Genomic DNA, 18,803 nt, shown 5'->3' with positions numbered 1-18,803 from the left:
AGAAGGAGCAGGGTATGGCACAGGAAGGCACCGTTCAAACGGCCGGGTTCACGGCCGACGGCAATCAGTATCTGACGTTCGCGCTCGGGCAGGAGGAGTACGGCGTCGAGATCCTGAGGGTCCAGGAAATCAAAGGCTACTCGGCGATCACGCCGATTCCGAACGCGCCCGTGTACCTCAAGGGCGTGATGAACCTCCGCGGCACGGTCGTGCCCGTCGTCGATCTGCGCGCGAAGTTCTCGATGGCCGCCGCCGAGTACGACAAGTTCACCGTGGTCATCGTCGTGACGGTCGGCGCCCGGGTGTTCGGCCTCGTCGTGGACGCGGTGTCGGACGTGGTGAACCTGCCCGAGGACAAGATCGAGCCGGCGCCCGAACTCGGGGACGGCATCGACACGTCCTTCCTGCGGGGGATGGCCCGCGCCGGCGAGAAGTTCGTGCTGCTGCTGGACATCGAGCGTGTGCTCGGAAACAGAGAACTGGTGGAGGCCTCGGCCGCCGCTTGAAGTGTTGGGTACTGATCGGGAAGTTCGAAGGAGAGATGTTATGAAGCGGTTCGCCAATCTGAAGACGATGACGAAGTTGATGAGCGCCTTTGCGGTGCTGATTGCTGTCATGGTGGGCATTGGGTACCTTGGCCTCCACGACGTGAATGTCACCAATGAAATGCTCGACACGCTCTACCAGCGAGACATGATGGGCTCGATGGAGACCAAGAACGCCGACGCGCTGCTGCTCGACATCGGCCGGGTCGTGGCCACCGCGATGGTCGCCAGGGATGCTGCGGATGCGCGGCAACTGACGCAACAGGCCGACGCCGACTTCGCGACGTTCCCTGGTCATTTCGAGAAGGCCGAGAAGAGCGCCACGTCGGCCGAGGAGAAGGCGAAGTTCGCCGAGATCAAGCAGATGTTCGCCAGTTACGAGAGCGACGTCCGCCTGGTGCTGAACCTCGATCAGTCGAGCCGCAAGGACGAGGCTGCGACGGTCCTCCAGCGGTCGAGGGACACCGCCAGGGGAATCAGAGCGCGCTTCGACGAGGTGACCAAGTGGAAGGATCAACTCGGCCGGCGAGCGTTCGACGAGGCCGACGTTGTCTACCAGAGCTCGGTTCGGACGATGGTGGTCCTTATCGTTCTGGCGGCCCTCTTCGCCATCGGCGTCGGCTACGGCATCGGGCGAATGATCGCGAAGCCCCTTGGGGCGGCTGTCACGGTGCTCCAGGCCGTCGCGAACGGCGACTACACGCAGCGGCTCGAGGTTACCAGCACGGACGAGACCGGTCAGCTCGGCACGGCGCTGAACCAGGCCGTCGGCGGCATCCGCAAGGCGCTCGAAGAGGTGCGGACGGTGGCGGACAACGTGGCTGCGGCATCGCAGCAGCTCAGTTCTGCGTCTCAGGAGATCGCCAGCGGCGCCCAGGAACAGGCGTCCAGCATCGAGGAGACCGCCGCGAGTCTCGAGGAGATCACGTCGACGGTCAAGCAGAACGCCGACAACGCCCAGCAGGCCAACCAGTTGGCCAGCGGATCCCGCGACGTGGCGCAGAAGGGCGGCCAGGTGGTGAGTGAGGCCGTCGGCGCGATGGCCGAGATCAACCAGGCGTCCAAGCGAATCGCCGACATCATCACCGCCATCGACGAGATCGCGTTCCAGACCAACCTGCTCGCGCTCAACGCGGCGGTCGAAGCGGCCCGCGCCGGCGAACAGGGACGCGGCTTCGCGGTGGTCGCCGCTGAAGTCCGCAACCTGGCGCAGAGGAGCGCGACGGCGGCGAAGGAGATCAAGGGGCTCATCCAGGACTCGGTCCGCAAGGTCGAGGCCGGGTCGGAGCTGGTGAACAAGTCGGGCTCCACGCTCCAGGAGATCATGACGTCGGTCAAGCACGTCACCGACATCGTCTCGGAGATCGCCGCCGCGTCGCGCGAGCAGACGTCGGGCATCGACCAGGTCAACAAGGCGGTCAGTCAGATGGACCAGGTCACGCAGGCCAACGCGTCTCAGACCGAAGAGATGTCCGGGACCGCGGAATCGCTGGCGGCGCAGGCCGAGCAGCTCCAGGACCTCGTCGCCCGGTTCAAGCTCGAAGCCGAGGGTGAGGACCACCGGGCGGTGCGCGCCCGCGCGCGGCGGACCGAGGTTGCGCCGACGGTCAAGAAGAAGACGGTCGCGCGCATGACGGCTTCCCGTCCGGCGCCCCCGTCGATGACGGTCAGGCCGACTGACGCGTCGAACCTCAACGCGCAGGACAGCGGGTTCGTCGAATTCTGAGATTGAGCGGGGCGCGACGACCAATGGGACATACACCTTCCCTCTCCGCACGGCGCGGTATGGCCGGCACGACGCGAACCCGTGCCGGCCACCCGTGGACTTCGACCGAGTCCAGCATCACGGATGAGGAGTTCCAGGCCTTCCAGGAACTCATCTATCGCGTGGTCGGCATCTCACTCGGTCCAAGCAAGGTGCAGCTCGTGGCGTCGCGCCTGGCGAAACGGCTGCGGCACCTCGGGATGGAGACATACGCGGACTACTATCACTATCTGACGACGGAGGACCCAGGCGGAGACGAGCTGACCGAGATGGTGAACTGCATCACCACGAACAAGACATCGTTCTTTCGGGAGGGCCATCACTTCGAGTTCCTCGGCGGGCCATTCCTGACCGACCTCGTGAAGGCCTCAACGCTGGGCCGGCCACGCCGACTGGATGTCTGGAGCGCCGGGTGTTCAACCGGCGAGGAGCCGTTCTCGATCGCCATGACGCTGCGCGACGCGCTGCACGGCCGCCTGGGCTGGGACGCGAAGGTCCTGGCGACGGACGTCGACACCGATGTGCTGCAACGGGCCGACGAGGCGCGGTACTCGGCCGACGCCATGGCCGACCTACCAGAGGATATGCGGCGCCGGTACTTCCTCCGCGGCGTGGGGTCGTGCGCCGGCAGCGTCCAGCTGCGGCCCGAGGTGCGCGAGATGGTCGTGGTCCGGCAGGTGAACCTCGCCGACCGGGCCTGGCAGGTCCGCGGCCCGTTCGACGCCATCTTCTGTCGCAACGTCCTCATCTACTTCGATCGGCCGACGCAGCAGCGAGTGGTGTCGCGGTTTGCCGAATTGCTTCGGCCAGGGGGTTACCTCTTCCTTGGCCATTCCGAGAACCTGTTCGGCATCTGCCCTGCGTTCGAGACGGTCGGGCAGACCACCTACCGGCTCGCAGGCAGCCGGTCATCCACACCGCTTCATCGGGCGGCGCACGGCCCGTCGGTCACGGTGCCGCTCGGCGGTGTGTCCGCCAGCCGCGAGCCGGTCGTCCTGCGCACGGTTCTGGGGTCCTGCGTGGCCGCGTGCCTGTTCGACCCGGTCGCAGGAGTCGGCGGCATGAACCATTTCCTGCTCCCGGGTGGCGAAGACGCGGAGCCCGGGTCCGGAGCCTCGGCCACGACTCCACCCACCGGGCACGGCGTCGGGCGCTACGGCGTCGATGCGATGCGGCTCTTGATCGCCGAGATCGTCCGACTCGGCGGCGACCGCAGACGTTTGCAGGCCAAGGCCTTCGGTGGAACGGAGGCACCCTGGCTCGGTCACTCCCGCACCAGCGTGCCGCGCCAGAACGTCGAGTTCGTCACGAGTTACCTGCGGCGTGAGGACATACCGCTCGTGGCCCATCAGTTCGGCAGCGACAGGCCGATCGAGGTCCGGTTCTCCACCGCCGGCGGCCGCGCGATGGTGCGGCCGCTCGGTGCCCGCGAGATGTCGCAGGTCGTGTCGGACGAAGCGGGGCACTGTAATCCGAATTCGGGAGGGGGAACCGAGCCGTGCTCCTACGACATCGCGTCCTGATCGTGGACGACTCGGCGCTGATGCGCCAGTTGCTGTCCGACCTCCTTTCGCGAGACCCGGCGCTCGAGGTGGTCGGCGTCGCTCACGATCCATACGGCGCCATCGAGAAGATCAAGGCGCTGCGCCCGGATGTGCTCACGCTCGACGTGGAGATGCCGCGCATGGACGGGCTGACGTTCCTCGAGAAACTGATGCGCGCGCACCCGATGCCGGTGGTCATGGTGTCCTCGCTCACCGAACGGGGTTGCGCGACCACATTGCGCGCCCTCGAGCTGGGAGCGGTCGATTTCGTCACCAAGCCCAGGATCGACGTCGCCCGCGGCACGGTCGACCTCGCGGACGAGATCGTGGACAAGGTGAAGGCAGCCGCATCCGCGCACCGCTTTGTGGCCGGGCGGACGCGCCCGCGTCCAGCGCAGGCGCGCCCGGCCGAGACCGTGGCTCACTTCGACGGGACGCACAAGGTGCTGGCCATTGGCGCGTCGACGGGCGGCACCGAGGCCCTGAGAGAACTCCTCGGCGCCCTGCCGCCCACCTCACCAGGCGTCGTCGTCGTGCAGCACATGCCGGAGAAGTTCACGAAGAGCTTCGCGGAGCGTCTCGACAGCCTGTGCCAGATCCGCGTGCGCGAGGCGTCCGATGGCGACCGTGTGCTGCCCGGGCACGCCTTGATTGCACCCGGCAATTTCCATTTGACCATCGTGCGCAGCGGCGCCGAATACCGGGCTCGTGTGTCCGTCTCCGAGCCGGTCAACCGTCATCGCCCGTCGGTGGACGTCCTGTTCCGGTCGTGCGCCCGGGCCCTGGGCGCGAACGGCGTCGGCGTCATCCTCACGGGCATGGGGAACGATGGGGCGCACGGATTGCTCGAGATGCGGCAGGCGGGTGCCCGGACGCTGGCGCAGGACGAGGCGAGTTGTGTCGTCTTCGGGATGCCGCGCGAGGCCATCCTGCTTGGTGCCGCCGAAGAGGTGCTGCCGCTGGAGCGGCTGGCCGACGCGGCACTCCGCATGGCGAGCGGCAGGAGACCCGCGGCCACTCCGTAGAAGTGCCTCGACCTGCGGTGCGGTGCAGTGCCGGCCGGGAGGGATTTCGTAGTCAGGAAGGATAGTCGTGATGTCAGGAATGCTTGGGTGGCTCGTGCTCGTGTCGTGTCTCGAAACCGCGTCCGGCGCCTGGCCGGCCTCCCCGCCCACCGCGCGGCTGGCGCCTCAGGACCCGAAGGCGGCGACGGCGGCCACGCCGTCTCCCTCGACGGAGGCCGAGCGGCCGATCCAGGACAACTCGTTCCTGATCGAAGAGGCCTACAACCAGGAACCAGGCGTGGTGCAGCACATCAGCACGCTGCAGCGCGATCTGCGCGGGAACAACTGGGGATACTCGTTCACCCAGGAGTGGCCGGTCCCCGGCGTGCGCCATCAACTGAGCGTCACGCTCCCGGTTCAGAACGTCGAGGCGTCCGCTGACGGCGGGGTCGGCGTCGGAGACATCGCGTTGAACTATCGCTACCAACTGGTGGGGAGTGGCGACTCGAAAGTCGCCGTCGCTCCCAGGTTCTCGCTCATCGCGGGAACCGGGGACGAGCGTCAGTACCGAGGCTCTGGTGCGTTGGGCTACCAGGTGAATCTGCCGATCAGCATCGTCTTGAACCAGGCGTTCGTCACGCACATCAACGCAGGCGCGACGGTCGTTCCGAAGGCGCGGAACGCCAGCGGCGATTCCGCGACGGCGGCCAGCTTCAGCGTCGGTCAGAGCCTCGTGTGGCTCGCGCGTCCGACCTTCAACGGCCTGGTCGAAGTCATCTACTCGCGGGGGCAGGTGGTGAGCGGGCCGAGCGCGACCGAGACCGTCGATTCGCTGTTGGTCAGCCCGGGTGTCCGCTGGGCCATCAACTGCAGGAGCGGCCTGCAAATCGTTCCGGGGTTTGCCGTGCCGATTGGCGTCGGGCCGAGCGCAGGGCAGCGGGCGGTCTTCTTCTACCTCAGCTTCGAGCACCCGATGTTCTCCCCGCGCCAGTAGTCGGGGTGCCCCCTCCATCCCGCAAAGCGGGCGGCGTGCACGTTTGTCAGCGCCGTTCGCCGGCTGCCAGGGGTTCTCCGGCGAGTTCCTTCTCCAGGCGGTACATGAACTCCAGGCCGTCGAAGAAGGCCCAGACCGCCATTCGCTCGTCCCTTCCGTGTGCACGGACATCGTCGATGTCGTCGAAGAGCCCGGAGACGCCGTAGACCGGGATGCCGGCGCGCCTCAGGAGCAGACCATCGCTGGCGCCGGTGGACATGATCGGAACGACCGGCACGCCCGGCCACATGGCGGTGGTGACGCGCTCGACGCCGCGCACGACGTCGGGGCGAAGGGGTGACGCGGGCGAGGGACGCGGCGCTCCGTTCGGCCTGACCGTGATTGCCGGATCGGCCAGTACCCGCACCAGCGCCGCCTGCACGTCGCCCGGTGAATCCTCCGGGAGCATCCGGCAGTTGACCGTGGCGCGGGCCATCTGGGGCAGCGCGTTGTCCGCATGCCCGCCTTCGAGGCGAGTGGCGACGCAGGTGGTCCGCATGAGCGCGTTGTAGTAGGCGGAGGCCGCCGCGAGCCGCGCTGCCGCGACGGCGTCCAGGGGGTTGGCTGCAACCGCCTTCATGTCCGCGCCGACCGCGCCCTTCACGACGCCAGCCATGCGTTCGAAGAACGCGCGGGTCGTCTCGTTCAGGCGCGCCGGGAACTCGAACCGGGCGAGCCGCGAGAGCCCCTCTGCCAGGTGGTAGATTGCGTTGTCCTTCACGGGCAGCGCGCTGTGTCCGCCGCTGTTCCTCGTCTCGAGCGTGAAACTGAGGTAGACCTTCTCCGACGTCTGGAGCTCGTTGGCGGTCTTGACGCCCTGTCGCAGTGAGCCGCCACCGGAATCCGTGTTGAGGCAGTACTCGGCGTCAATCAGGTCCTTTCGGTGCTGCAGGAGCCACTCGACCCCATTCGCGGTGCCACCCTCTTCGTCCGCCGTGAGGGCCACGATCAGGTCGCGGGCCGGCCTGTAGCCCTCCTGTTTCAACCGAATCAAGTTGGCGGCGAGCACGGCCGCGCCAGACTTGATGTCGCTGGTGCCGCGCCCGTAGTAGTACCCGTCGCGCTCGAGGAACACGAACGGATCGAACGACCAGTCGTCGCGCCGCGCCTCGACCACGTCGAGGTGCGCGATGAGGAGGATCGGCCTGCCTGCGCCGGTGCCTCGCAGGCGCGCGACGACGTTCTGCTTCTTCGGGGAGGGCCCGAGCACCTGGACGTCGCCGGGTCCAAACCCCGCCGTCCTGAACCTCGAGGCCATCGCCTCGGCGGCCTTCGTGCAATCACCCGTCGAATCGGTGGTGTCGATTTCGATCAGTTCCTTGAAGATGTCCCGGGCCAGCCGCTCGTCAGTGTTCAGCGTCCGGACCGGCACCTGGCCGGCGATCAGATTCGCGGTGGCTAGCAGGACGAGGACCGGACCACAGATGTATCGCATGGACCCCCCGAGCGTGCTGATCCTGACATCGAGTGAGCGGCCCGACAAGGGCCCGTCGTTCATCCAGGAGAACGCCTACAGCCCGGCGTCCTTGTTCCGCGCCTTGAAGATCCAGTAGATGGGAATCCCGGCCGCGATGATCCCGGCGCCGAGCAGCGACGGCCCCGGTCGGCCGGCGATGGCCGCGACGGTGATGGCGAGTGAGACGACGACGAAGATGGCAGGCGCCACCGGATAACCCCACGCCTTGAACGGCCGCGGCTCGTCCGGATGACGGCGGCGCATGACGAAGACCGTGCTGACGGCGATCGCCGAGAAGAGCAGCACCGCGAAGCCGGTGTACTCGGCGAGTTGGTCCTTGGTGTTCGTCAACACCAGCACCGAAGCCCAGACGGCCTGCGCGAGGATCGACACCCACGGCGTGTGGAACCGGGGATGGATGCGGGCGGCGAACCGAAAGAACGCCCCATCGCGGGCCATCGCGAAGTAGACGCGCGGCCCCGCCACGGTCATCGCGCTCAAGCTCCCCGAGAGCACGACAACCGCCAGCGCGCCGAGCAGCGTCGCGGCCACCGGTCCGAGCAGTCGCTCCGCGGCCACCATGGCGATTTCCGACTGGCCACCGTTGGCGATCTCGCCGATCGGCACGGCGTACAGGTAGAGGACGTTCAACCCGACGTACAGCAGGACCACCGTGCCCGTGCCGAGCGCCAGTGCGCGGGGCACGTTCCGTCCGGGATCGCGGATCTCCTCGGCCACGTACGATGCCGCGTTCCAGCCGCTATACGAGAACATCACCAGGATGAACGCGAGCGGCAGGTTGAGTGGTGTCGACACGGACACGTCTGCGAGATGCGTCAGGCTGCCGTGGCCGAAGCTCAGGCCGATGGCGACAAACAGCGCGAGCGCGCCGACCTTCACGCCGGCCAGCGCGTTCTGCACGAGACGACCGGGACCGAGACCGCGGATGTGAATGAGAGCCAGGGCGATGATCACCGACAGCGCGACGAGGCTGCGCCGCGAGAACACCAGCGGCAGCCACGGCACGGGAATCGTGAGCAACGGGGTGGCATCGCCCGCGGCCGGGATGAACCGGCCCAGATACTCGGACACACCGAGCGCGCCGGCCGCCATCGCGCCGGCAAAGCCGGCGACAAACGACGTCCAGCCGGTCAGGAACGCGGCCAGCGGGCCGAACCCCTCGCGCAGATAGACGTACTCACCGCCCGACCTCGGCCGCAACGTGCCGAGTTCGGCGTAGGCCATGGCGCCGACGAAAGCCAGCAGGCCTCCGGCCACCCACACCCCGATGAAGACGAACGGGTGCGGAGTCGCCGTCGCAATGATCCGCGGCGTGATGAAGATCCCGACGCCGATGACATTGGAAATGACGATCGCGGCAGCGTCCAGCGGGCCGAGACGACGTTCGAGAAGACGAGAAGACGTATCGACGGGCACTGGCACGATTATAGATGGGAAGCAGACAGCCGGTCATCAAGGAATCGCACGCCGGTCGGTGCGATAATCACGCATGGTCGAAGATGCCTTCGCAGAAGCGCGCGAGCGCATGCTCACCGAGCAGATTGTCGTCCGTGGCATTCGAGACGAACGGATCCTCGGGGCCATGCGCGCCGTGCCACGCCACGCGTTCGTCCCGCCCGACCAGCAATCCCGGGCCTACCAGGATTCGCCCCTGCCGATCGGACACCAGCAGACGATCTCTCAACCCTTCATCGTGGCCCTGATGACCGTACTGGTCCGGCCCTCGTCGACCGACCGCGCGCTCGAGATCGGCACGGGTTGCGGTTATCAGTCGGCGGTGCTCGCGCAGGTTGTCGCCGAGGTCTTCTCGATCGAGACGATCGACGCCCTGGCGCGCGACGCGCAGGAGCGACTCGTCCGACTGGGGTACGCGACGGTGCACGTCCGCCTGGGCGATGGCTACGACGGCTGGCCCGATCGCGCGCCGTTCGATATCGTCATTGTGACGGCCGCCCCCCCGCAGGTGCCGCAGACGCTCATCGCGCAGCTGGCACCGGGCGGCCGCATGGCCATCCCCGTCGGCCCATCCGACGCTCAGGTCCTGCAGCTCATCGAGAAGGGTCGCGATGGCCAGGTGACCACGCGCGACGTGGCACCGGTTCGATTCGTGCCGATGGTGGAAACATCCTCCAGAGCATGAAGGATGAGGGCACGCTCGCCCCGCCGACGCGGCGTGGAACGAGTGGGCCGCGAAAGCGGCCTACCGCGTGAGCAACTGCCGGGTGATGCGATAGTCGCCCATCTTCACCCAGCTGTTCGCCATGTACTTCGCGAACAACTCCACGCGGACGTCGACGAACTGGCGGTTCTGCAGCATCTGCGCCCGCGGCTGCTCACCCGTATAGCCCCGGTCGCAGCGGACGACGATGGGACTGGTGGACTGGCCCGCGGGAAGACCCTCAGGCCCGATCGCCCGCACGTACGGCGCCGAACCCCACTCTTCCGGTTCACCCACTCGACTGAACTTGGCGATGGCCTGGACGCTGACGATCGTCCCGTTGTCCCGGTTCTTCAGTCGGAAGGAGATGCTGGGCACGAGCTTGTTCTTGGTGCCTTCGACAATCCCGGCATCGAAGAAGCCGGTGGTGACATCGGTCACCTCGAGCGCTTTGGCCAGATCCACGGCGCGCGAACGGCAGCCGGTGCCGAGGAACGCAACCACGACGAGCAGGCAGGGCAGCAAGAAAGAGGTGCGGCGCAGCATAGGGTCAATTCTATGTGAAAGTGAGCCGTCCGGCACGATCCCTTGTCTGCTTCGACACCGACCACGCTCGGTAGGTTCCCCGTCGGCTCGCCCCAATCGACGTCGAGGGGCTCGCCGCCTCTTCTACTCCGGCTGCTTCTTCAGCGAGACGTCGAACAGGGTGGTCTTCGGGCGGACGCGCGACGAATCGAGCCCGATGCCCTGCTGGACGCGCATCATCATCTCGTTGCGGCGCTGCATCTGGTCACCGGCGACCAGACTCAGGCGGTACGCCATCTCGTTCTGCTGCCGCCGCTCGCTCTCGTCGAGCAGGGCACGAACTCTCGTCATGAACTGCTTCTCGTCGAATCCGGCGTTCGCCGCCCGCACCATCGACGGCGACGATGCCGGGCGCGTAGATGCGATCTGCACGCGCATCTCATTCCGCAGCCGCTGCTCGAGTGCGGTCAACTCCGTCTGCCACCCGGCCGATGTGGCTTCACCGGGTAGGCGCGCGGCCTGTTCCACTCCGCCGGACGCAGCCACCGGCGACACGCCAGCCACCGGGCCGCCTGGGTGCTGCCAGCCGGTCCTCACCACCAAGCCGTCCTTGTCGTAGCGCACTTCCACGTTCGCGAGCGCCGCACCGCCGGCGACGAGCAGCACCGCGGCTGCCGCCCGCGCAAACAGGGGCATGGACGTCTGCCACCATCGAGGCGGGCGCAGAACGTGTGCCGAAGCCGGCGCGGCTTCGATGGCCTCGTCGCGCACCAGGCGGAAGCCGACCGCGCGCGCCGGTGGCGTCCACTCCGCCAGCGTGGTCCGCACCAGGCCGAAGCCACGAATCTCGTCCGTGCACTCCGGACACACGGCCAGGTGCGCATCGACCTGATCCCGGGTCGCCGCGTCGCACTCGCCGTAGACGTACGAGACCAATGTCTCCTTGTCCGCGCAGCTGAAACCGTCAGTCATACCACCCTCTTCGTCGCCTGTCGCAGTCCGGACGTCCTCGATCCGACCGTCCCGGCCCCACCCAGGACGGCCGACCCTATACCCTTGCTCTCGAGTTCCCGCCGCAGGACCGTGAGCCCCTGGTAGAGTCGGGTCTTCACGGTGCTCAGCGGGCATCCGAGCATGTCCGCGATCTCCTGAAAGGTCAGTCCGTGGTACTCCTTCAGGAGGACGGCCGTTCGCTGATCCTCTGGCAACTGCCGCATCGCCCTGGCAACCGCTCGGCTGAGGTCCAGCCGCACGACCTTGTCGTCCAGGCGTTCGACCCCCTCACCCTCGCCGGCCAGTTCGACCAGGTCCACCCCGTCCGGAGTGGCCACCACCGGCGCCCTGCGCTCGCGACGCATCCAGTCACGACACAGGTTGAGGGCTATCCGATACAGCCAGGACGAGAACTTCGCCTGCCCCTTGAAGCCGCCCAGTCCACGAAAGGCGCGGAGAAATGTCTCCTGGCACACATCCCGCGCATCGTCTTCACGGCCTATCGTGCGGTACGCAAGGGCAAAAATCGGCCTCTCCCACCTCTTGATGAGCTGGTTGAAGCTGTCGGTGTCGCCACCGACTGATCGCTCGACAAGTTCTTCGTCGGTCAATTCGACGAGAACAGCCACGTCCTGCAGGAGGTCCTCCCCCGACGCCTCGCATCCGAACGTCCGTCCCCAGAATCACTCGCGGAGTGATTCCGCTGTCTGGCCATCCGGCACCAGCCGGGGACACCGCCCTGCCGCGGAACAGGTCACCTGGCTACTTCAGTTCTGTCCTTAAGACGATGGCCGGCAACAAAAAGACGGACGACCGATGAATCGATCTGGCGAGTGAGCGTCGCTCTCCATTATAAGCGCCCGAAAAGCCCCAAGGACTGGCGCAGAATTCGCGACCGTCTGTGGCCGCGCGCAGCTCTTCCGGCCCAGCCGCGGCGCCAGGGTCGTCCCGGCGACTGCTGCTCTGGGACGGCGTCGTGCCCCAATGACTCCCGGAGGAGAAGAGGAAGGATGCGTCGCTTCTCGAGGCAGGATCAGAACTGAATGCTGGCGCCACGACCGTCGGCGCTCGTGGCAACGGTGGTCCTTGTGCTCGCAGGATTCACCGTGAGGCCTGGCTGAACCGGATAGGTGACCGCGCCGTTCCCGCACCTGATGGTCACCTGCTGGTTCTGGTTCGCGGCGACCGGCACGTATGGCGACTTCGGGACCGTCGGCGCGCCGGAATTGTCCACCGAACATGATCGGACCGCGCGGACGGGCACGGCCAATGGAGCGCTCGCGGACTGCGCGGCGGCCGGCGCGGGAAGGGCCAGGACGGCCGCGGTCAGGACGAGCAGCGCCAGGACTTCGACGGGGCGCGTTCGAGTTGTCCGCTGGGCGCTGTTCATGGTTGTCCTCCCGCCGACGGGTCCCCACACCACGCGGGGCACGAGCGGGCGCCAGTACACGCAAGAACGCGTGGGCGCCCATCTACCGTCATGCGAGGGCCGCGCCAACTCGGCTGCGCGTCCGACTCCGGAGAGGCCTCGGAGCTTACCTGTGTCCCTGCAGTATCTTACGGACAACGCTTCCCCCGAGCCGCGCCCGTCCACGTCCGGGAACCGAGTGGCCGTGTGCTATCATGTTCTCCCTTGTGAGCGATCTCGCACACTTTCCTCGCACACACGACTTCGCGCACAATTGACACGGGGGGCACGTGTCCCTCCGACGAGCCCTTCGAATGGACCGATCGCGATAACCAAGCCCGACCCCTGCGTGCGCAGCCTGCCGGATGATCCAGATTTCCTCCCTCACAAAGTCCTTCGGTGACCGTGTCCTGTTCGACCATGTCACCTGGCAAATCTCCGACGGCGAACGTGTCGGTCTCTGCGGACCGAACGGCTCGGGCAAGACCACGCTCCTCAAGATCTTCGCGGATCTCGAAGAGGCCGACGAAGGATCGGTCGTCAAACCGTCGGATCTGACGGTCGGATACCTCCCGCAGGACGGTCTGACGCATTCCGGCCGCACGGTTTACGAGGAGGCAATACTCGCGTTCCAGCCGCTGCTCGCGATCAAGGCCGAGATGCACGAACTCGAGGATCGCCTCGGTCATCCCGACATCCCGGATGCGGAGCACGAGCAGATGCTCGCGCGGTACAGCGATCTGCAGGACCGCTTCCGTCTGAGCGACGGCTACAGCATGGACCTGAAGATTGCGACGGTCCTGCAGGGCCTCGGCTTCAGCCAGCGCGACCTGGAGCGCCCGGCGGAGACGTTCTCGGGCGGCTGGCAGATGCGCATCGCCCTCGCGAAACTCCTGCTCGCGCGTCCCAACCTGCTGCTGCTCGACGAACCGACGAACCATCTCGATCTCGAGGCCCGGAACTGGCTCGAGGGCTACCTGCACGAGTACCCACACGCCGTCATCCTCGTCTCGCACGATCGCTACTTCCTCGACACGGTCGTCACCCGCATCGCCGAGGTCTATCTCCGGACGCTGAACGACTATCCGGGCAACTACAGCCACTACCTGGCGGAGAGTCAGGCGAAGCTCGAGCGGGCGCGCGACGCGAAGCGCCAGCAGGACGAGGAACTCGCGCGGATGAAGATGTTCATCGACCGGTTCCGCTACCAGGCGACGAAGGCCGCCCAGGTGCAGAGCCGGATCAAGATGATGGAGAAGGTCGTCCTCATCGAGGTGCCGCCCGAGCGGAAACGCGTCCACTTCTCGTTCCCGACATCGGTGAAGAGCGGCCGGACGGTGTTCGAGCTGAAACACATCCGCAAGGCATACGGCGACAACGTCGTCTTCGCCAGCGCGAGCCTGCACATCGAGCGGGGCGACCGCATCGCGCTCGTCGGACCGAACGGGACGGGCAAGTCGACGCTGATGCGGATGATCGCCGGCGCGGAGGCCCCCGACTCGGGCCATCGTCAGGAAGGCCACCAGGTGGTGGCGCAGTACTTCGCGCAGGACGAAGCCACGCGGCTCAACCCGGATCTGACGGTCTATGAGACGCTCGCCAGCGGTTCGCCGAACCAGATGGTGCCGGCGATCCGGAACATCCTCGGGGGCTTCCTCTTCTCGGGCGACGATGTCTACAAGCGCGTCGGCGTGTTGTCGGGCGGGGAACGCACGCGGCTCGCGGTCGCACGCATGCTGCTGCGGCCGTCGAACACGCTGCTGCTCGACGAACCAACCAACCACCTCGATCTGGATTCGAAGGACGTGTTGCTGGAGGCGCTCGCGGACTACGGCGGCACGCTGATCTTCGTGTCGCACGACCGGTATTTCGTCGAGAAGCTCGCCAACCGGATCGTCGAGGTTGGCAGCGGCGAGGCCCACAGCTATCCGGGGCGGTACGAGGAATTCCTCTGGTCGAAGGCGCACGCGGCTTCCGACGCGCGCCCCGTTCAGCCGAAGGTCCGATCGAACCGGGCCCCGGACACGCCCCAGGCGGCCCACTCGCAGAAGGCGCATCCGCGCCAGCACCATGAGGCGCCCACCAAGGCCGCCGGACAGGCAGGCCGGTCGCCCGGCACGGACGACCGCGAGGTGCGACGCCAGACGCAGATCGAGGCACGCCGGCGCGACCGCACGGCCAAAGCGGCCAAGGCTCGCGTGGCGGACCTCGAAGAGCGGATCGCCGGCTGCGAAACCGCGATCAAGGCACTCGAAGTCCAGATGGCGAGCCCCGGGTTCTACGACGATCGCATCGCCGCCCAGCCCATCGTCGACCGCCACCAGGCCCTGATGTGGGAGGTGGGTGACCTCATGCACCAGTGGGAAGAGTTGCAGGGAACGATCGACGGGCCAACCGCTCGGAGTTGAGCAGTTGATTACGCATCCGTAACCAGGTCAGCTCCATTCCTTCGTCAAGTCCTGCTTTTTCAGCTATTTCACACCCGTACTGAACTTCAAGGTCCGGGCATGGGCTTTGCCCGTCCATTCGCCCTGAATCGCGAATCACCTCGCGACACGTCACCAGGATCACATGGACCAAAGCAGCTTGGCAGCAAGTCGGGCGACGGTTACACTATTGAAATCACTCGCGCCTCTGTTTACTGAGAAGGACCACCCACACGCCATGAGCGACCCTCCCGAACGGCGTTCGCGCGCGGCGGCGGCCCAGCCCGTCCGAACGCGGAAGCTGGTCGCCCCGGCCGTCGCGGATGCCACCGAACCCGGCACGCCGGTGACCGACCGGTTCTTCCGCCTGATGGTTCAGAGCATGCGGAACGGCGTCCTGGCCATCACGCGCGACGGCACGGTCAGGATGATGAACCAGGTCGCGTATCGCATCTTCGACATCCAGCCGCACGACAACGATGTGGGCCGGCCGTACACCGAGGTGCTCAGCGAACAGCAGGACGTCATCAGGATCCTCGGAGCCTCATTCGACCTGGCGCATCTGCCCAACCGCGCGGAGATTCGACTCAAGCCATCCGGCAAGGTCATCGGCTACACGCTCTCGCTCATCCTCGATGAACGCGGCGAACCCGAAGGGGCGGCGCTGTTCTTCAAGGACCTGACGCTCGTCGAGCAGATGGAGGAGCGTGAACGGCTGCGCGATCGGCTCGCAGCGCTGGGCGAGATGGCGGCCACGATCGCGCACGAGGTCAAGAACCCGCTGGCCGGCATCGAAGTCATGGCCGGCCTCCTGCGCCGGCGGATCCCCGACTCGCCGGATGCGCAGTCCCTGCTGAACGACATCATCAGCGAGGCGAAGATCGCGAATGCGATCGTCCTCGAGGTGCTCGACTTCGTCCGGCCGATCCGGTTGCAGGTCGAGCGCACGTCGATCGCACAGGTGCTGCACGACGCGGTCACGACAGCCGAGCGCAAGGTGGCGCGCGGCGGCGTCAATGTCACGATGAACATCCAGGAACAGCTGCCGCTGATCCAGGCGGACCATCATCAGCTGTGCCAGTTGTTCAGCAACCTGATCATCAACGCCCTGGAGGCGCTGGGCGGCAATGGCACGATCGCCATCACGGCCGCTCAGGGCGAAGAGTACCAGGAACCGGTCGCGATGCCTGGCGGGCAGGATCCCTCTGCGACGCTGGTCGTCGAGGTGGCCGACGATGGGCCGGGCGTGCAGGCGGAGTTGCTCGAACGAGTGTTCAATCCGTTCTTCACGACCAAGCCACAGGGTTCAGGCCTCGGTCTGGCGATCGTGCGGAAGATCGTGGACGCGCACAACGGCCACATCGACCTGGCGACGGCGCCGGGGCAGGGGACGCGCTTCCGCGTCACCCTGCCGCTGACGACCGGCGAGGACTGGCTGCGGTAGGAAGTTGCCGGGCAGGACGGCACTCCTGGCCCGACAGGTGGGACCGCGAACACGCGGCCTCAGGCAGCGAGGACGACTATGGGGCGGATTCTGGTTGCGGACGACCATGACGCGTTGCGGCGTGGCCTGGCCAGGGCATTGACCGAGGCGGGGCACGACGTGGACGAGGCGCCCAACGGCAACGCGGCGATCGAGCGGTTGCACTCGGGCTTCTACGACGTCGTGCTGAGCGACCTCAAGATGGGTGGCAGCGACGGCATCGAGGTGCTGCGCACGACCAAGGCGCTGCATCCGTCCACCGCGGTCATCCTGATGACGGCGTTCGGCTCCGTCACGACCGCCGTCGAGGCGATGAAGAGCGGCGCGTTCGACTACGTGCAGAAGCCGTTCGAGATCGAGGAGATGGAGGTCAAGATCGAGAAGGCGCTGGAAGTCCGGCGCATGCGCCACGAGCTCGACTACCTCCGCCACACGCAGAACGACATCTACGAATTCGACCGGATCGTCGGCAGCAGCGGCGCGCTGGCCAAGGTGCTGGGCGTCGTGCGCAAGGTCGCGAAGAGCAACACGACCGTGCTGATCCGCGGCGAAACGGGCACCGGCAAGGAGCTGATCGCGGGGGCGATCCACCACAATTCGCTGCGCGCGTCGCGCAACTTCGTGCGCGTCAACTGCGCGGCCCTGCAGGAGAACCTGCTCGAATCCGAGCTGTTCGGCCACGAGAAGGGCGCGTTCACGGGCGCCGACAAGCAGCGCATCGGCCGCTTCGAGCAGGCCGACGGCGGCAGCCTGTTCCTCGACGAGGTCGGCGACATGGCCACGAGCACCCAGGCGAAGATCCTGCGCGTGCTCCAGGAGCACGAGTTCGAGCGGCTCGGCGGCACGCGCACGCTGAAAGTGGATGTTCGCCTGATCGCCGCCACGAATCGAAACCTGGCGACCATGGTCACCAACGGTCAGTTCCGCGAGGACCTGTACTACCGCCTCAACGTCGTCTCGATCGAAATGCCGCCGCTGCGCGACCGCAAGGACGACATCCCGGCGCTCGCCGACTGCTTCGTGCGCCGCTTCGCCGGCGAACTGAAGAAGAAGATGGATGGCCTGAAGCCGGAAGCGCAGAAGCTGCTGCTCCGCTACAACTGGCCGGGCAACATCCGCGAGCTCGAGAACTCGATCGAGCGGGCCGTGCTGCTCACCGAGAGCACGTTCATCGAGATCGATGATCTCCGCCTCGGTGAGGCCGTGACCGTCGGCTCCGGCCCGGAAGGCGCGCCCGTGGTCCGCATACCGCCGGTCGGCATCCCGCTCGAGGAAATCGAACGGCGTGCGATCGTCGAAGCGTTGAAGATGTCGAACTGGGTGCAGAAGGACGCGGCAGAACTGCTGTCGATCAGCCCGCGCGTGATCAACTACAAGATCAAGACGCTGAAGATCGAGTTCCCGAAGAGCCGACGGGAGGCCGCAGAGGAATTCTGACGTCGACGTGCTACCTGGCCCTGGGGTGCGCGCGGCGGTAGACGTCCATCAACTGCGCGGCGTTCACGTGGGTGTAACGCTGGGTCGTGCTCAGTCGGACGTGGCCGAGGAGTTCCTGGATCGCTCGAAGGTCCGCGCCCGCTTCGAGCAAGTGCGTCGCGAACGAATGGCGGATCGCGTGCGGGCTGATGCCGAAGCGGGTGCTGCACGCCGTGACGTAGTGGCGCACGAGGCGGTGCACGTGGCGTGACGACAGCCGCGTCCCCCGATAGTTCAGGAACAAGGCGTCATCGCCGGACCGCCGCCGCGCGGCTCTCGCCCCGGGGGCGACCCTCGGCGCGCGGCTGGACGGGCCGGCGCCCGCGATCGCACCGCCGCCACGACCCTGCAAGGCGGCACGGTCGGGCAGCCAGGCGCGGATTGCCTCGGTGGCGCTCTGGTTGAACGGCACCACGCGCTCCTTGCGCCCCTTTCCCATCACCCGCACCATTCGGCCCCCGAGATTCACATCCTCGAGATCGAGGCCGACCAGTTCGCTCAATCGAAGCCCCGAGGCGTAGAGCAACTCGAGGATCGCCCGATCGCGGCGCCCGAGCGGTGTCGCGGTGTCGGGCGTCTCGAGCAGGCGCGACATCTCCTCCACCTCGAGGTGCAGCGGGATCTTCTGCTCGCGCCTGGGCGTCGCCACCAGCAGACCAGGGTCCTGCTCGATGAACCCCTCACGCCGCAAATACTTGAGGAACGTACGAACGGCTGCCAGCTTCCGCGCCGCGCTTGCGCGCGACTCCCCCTGCCGGAACAGGTCGGCGAGGAACCCGCGGATCACGACACGGCTGATATCCGACGGCTGCAGATCCGGACGCGGCCGCTGATAGTGGCCCGCCATGTAGGTAATCAACTGCGACAGATCGCTGTCGTACGCCCGGACCGTGTGCTCCGAAGCGTTCCGGTTCAGCCGGATGAACGCGAGGAAGGCACGCAGTGTGTCTTTCACAGCCTCGCTCA

General features: G+C 66.8%; 16 protein-coding genes. 9 read left to right on the top strand and 7 right to left on the bottom strand.

Annotation, left to right across the window (positions count from 1 at the left end):
• The first annotated feature begins 14 nt into the window (after window positions 1–14).
• The 5 genes from VGK32_15920 to VGK32_15900 all read left to right on the top strand — a co-directional run bounded on the left by VGK32_15920 (window position 15) and on the right by VGK32_15900 (window position 5,852).
• The gene (locus VGK32_15920; GenBank protein HEY3383259.1) at window positions 15–506 is read left to right on the top strand and encodes a chemotaxis protein CheW; all 492 of its coding nucleotides are present in this window, start codon (window positions 15–17) and stop codon (window positions 504–506) included.
• Between the two features lie 40 nt (window positions 507–546).
• The gene (locus VGK32_15915) at window positions 547–2,271 is read left to right on the top strand and encodes a methyl-accepting chemotaxis protein (protein ID HEY3383258.1); all 1,725 of its coding nucleotides are present in this window, start codon (window positions 547–549) and stop codon (window positions 2,269–2,271) included.
• 59 nt (window positions 2,272–2,330) lie between these two features.
• Complete coding sequence (locus tag VGK32_15910) at window positions 2,331–3,833, top strand: CheR family methyltransferase (protein ID HEY3383257.1); 1,503 nt, start codon at window positions 2,331–2,333, stop codon at window positions 3,831–3,833.
• Window positions 3,809–4,879, top strand: coding sequence for a chemotaxis response regulator protein-glutamate methylesterase (locus VGK32_15905; GenBank protein HEY3383256.1), 1,071 nt, complete (start codon window positions 3,809–3,811; stop codon window positions 4,877–4,879). The genes VGK32_15910 and VGK32_15905 overlap by 25 nt, the downstream gene beginning before the upstream one ends.
• A 70-nt stretch (window positions 4,880–4,949) precedes the next feature.
• The gene (locus VGK32_15900) at window positions 4,950–5,852 is read left to right on the top strand and encodes a hypothetical protein (GenBank protein ID HEY3383255.1); all 903 of its coding nucleotides are present in this window, start codon (window positions 4,950–4,952) and stop codon (window positions 5,850–5,852) included.
• A gap of 46 nt (window positions 5,853–5,898) precedes the next feature.
• Here the strand turns inward: VGK32_15900 and VGK32_15895 are convergent, their stop codons facing one another.
• Window positions 5,899–7,326: a M20/M25/M40 family metallo-hydrolase gene (locus VGK32_15895; GenBank protein ID HEY3383254.1), complete on the bottom strand. Its 1,428-nt coding sequence runs from the start codon at window positions 7,324–7,326 to the stop codon at window positions 5,899–5,901.
• 75 nt (window positions 7,327–7,401) lie between these two features.
• The gene (locus VGK32_15890) at window positions 7,402–8,784 is read right to left on the bottom strand and encodes an amino acid permease (GenBank protein ID HEY3383253.1); all 1,383 of its coding nucleotides are present in this window, start codon (window positions 8,782–8,784) and stop codon (window positions 7,402–7,404) included.
• A 73-nt stretch (window positions 8,785–8,857) separates the two neighbouring features.
• Between VGK32_15890 and VGK32_15885 the strand changes: the two genes are divergently transcribed.
• Complete coding sequence (locus VGK32_15885; protein HEY3383252.1) at window positions 8,858–9,508, top strand: protein-L-isoaspartate(D-aspartate) O-methyltransferase; 651 nt, start codon at window positions 8,858–8,860, stop codon at window positions 9,506–9,508.
• A 60-nt stretch (window positions 9,509–9,568) separates the two neighbouring features.
• Here the strand turns inward: VGK32_15885 and VGK32_15880 are convergent, their stop codons facing one another.
• The 4 genes from VGK32_15880 to VGK32_15865 form a co-directional block, all read right to left on the bottom strand.
• Window positions 9,569–10,072, bottom strand: a complete 504-nt coding sequence (locus VGK32_15880; GenBank protein HEY3383251.1) for a hypothetical protein — start codon at window positions 10,070–10,072, stop codon at window positions 9,569–9,571.
• 123 nt (window positions 10,073–10,195) lie between these two features.
• Window positions 10,196–11,023 (bottom strand): zf-HC2 domain-containing protein, encoded by an 828-nt coding sequence (locus VGK32_15875; GenBank protein ID HEY3383250.1) that lies wholly within the window; start codon window positions 11,021–11,023, stop codon window positions 10,196–10,198.
• Window positions 11,020–11,673: an RNA polymerase sigma factor gene (locus VGK32_15870; protein HEY3383249.1), complete on the bottom strand. Its 654-nt coding sequence runs from the start codon at window positions 11,671–11,673 to the stop codon at window positions 11,020–11,022. The genes VGK32_15875 and VGK32_15870 overlap by 4 nt, the downstream gene beginning before the upstream one ends.
• A gap of 404 nt (window positions 11,674–12,077) precedes the next feature.
• Entirely contained in the window at window positions 12,078–12,434 is a 357-nt protein-coding gene (locus tag VGK32_15865; protein HEY3383248.1) for a hypothetical protein, read from the bottom strand.
• A 383-nt stretch (window positions 12,435–12,817) separates the two neighbouring features.
• Between VGK32_15865 and VGK32_15860 the strand changes: the two genes are divergently transcribed.
• The 3 genes from VGK32_15860 (at window position 12,818) to VGK32_15850 (ending at window position 17,798) form a co-directional block, all read left to right on the top strand.
• Entirely contained in the window at window positions 12,818–14,860 is a 2,043-nt protein-coding gene (locus tag VGK32_15860) for an ABC-F family ATP-binding cassette domain-containing protein (GenBank protein HEY3383247.1), read from the top strand.
• A 256-nt stretch (window positions 14,861–15,116) separates the two neighbouring features.
• On the top strand, window positions 15,117–16,322 hold the full coding sequence (locus VGK32_15855; GenBank protein HEY3383246.1) for an ATP-binding protein: 1,206 nt from the start codon (window positions 15,117–15,119) through the stop codon (window positions 16,320–16,322).
• 78 nt (window positions 16,323–16,400) lie between these two features.
• Window positions 16,401–17,798: a sigma-54 dependent transcriptional regulator gene (locus VGK32_15850; protein ID HEY3383245.1), complete on the top strand. Its 1,398-nt coding sequence runs from the start codon at window positions 16,401–16,403 to the stop codon at window positions 17,796–17,798.
• A gap of 10 nt (window positions 17,799–17,808) precedes the next feature.
• On the opposite strand, the gene VGK32_15845 is transcribed toward VGK32_15850, so the two are convergent.
• A complete protein-coding gene (locus tag VGK32_15845; protein HEY3383244.1) occupies window positions 17,809–18,792 on the bottom strand; it encodes a tyrosine recombinase XerC in 984 nt (327 codons plus the stop codon).
• Window positions 18,793–18,803 lie beyond the last annotated feature (11 nt).

It is taken from the genome of Vicinamibacterales bacterium (assembly GCA_036504215.1).
Classification (GTDB): domain Bacteria; phylum Acidobacteriota; class Vicinamibacteria; order Vicinamibacterales; family Fen-181; genus FEN-299.
The sequence above is the reverse complement of the archived record's forward strand: the minus strand, read 5'-3'. Positions and strand labels throughout refer to the sequence as shown.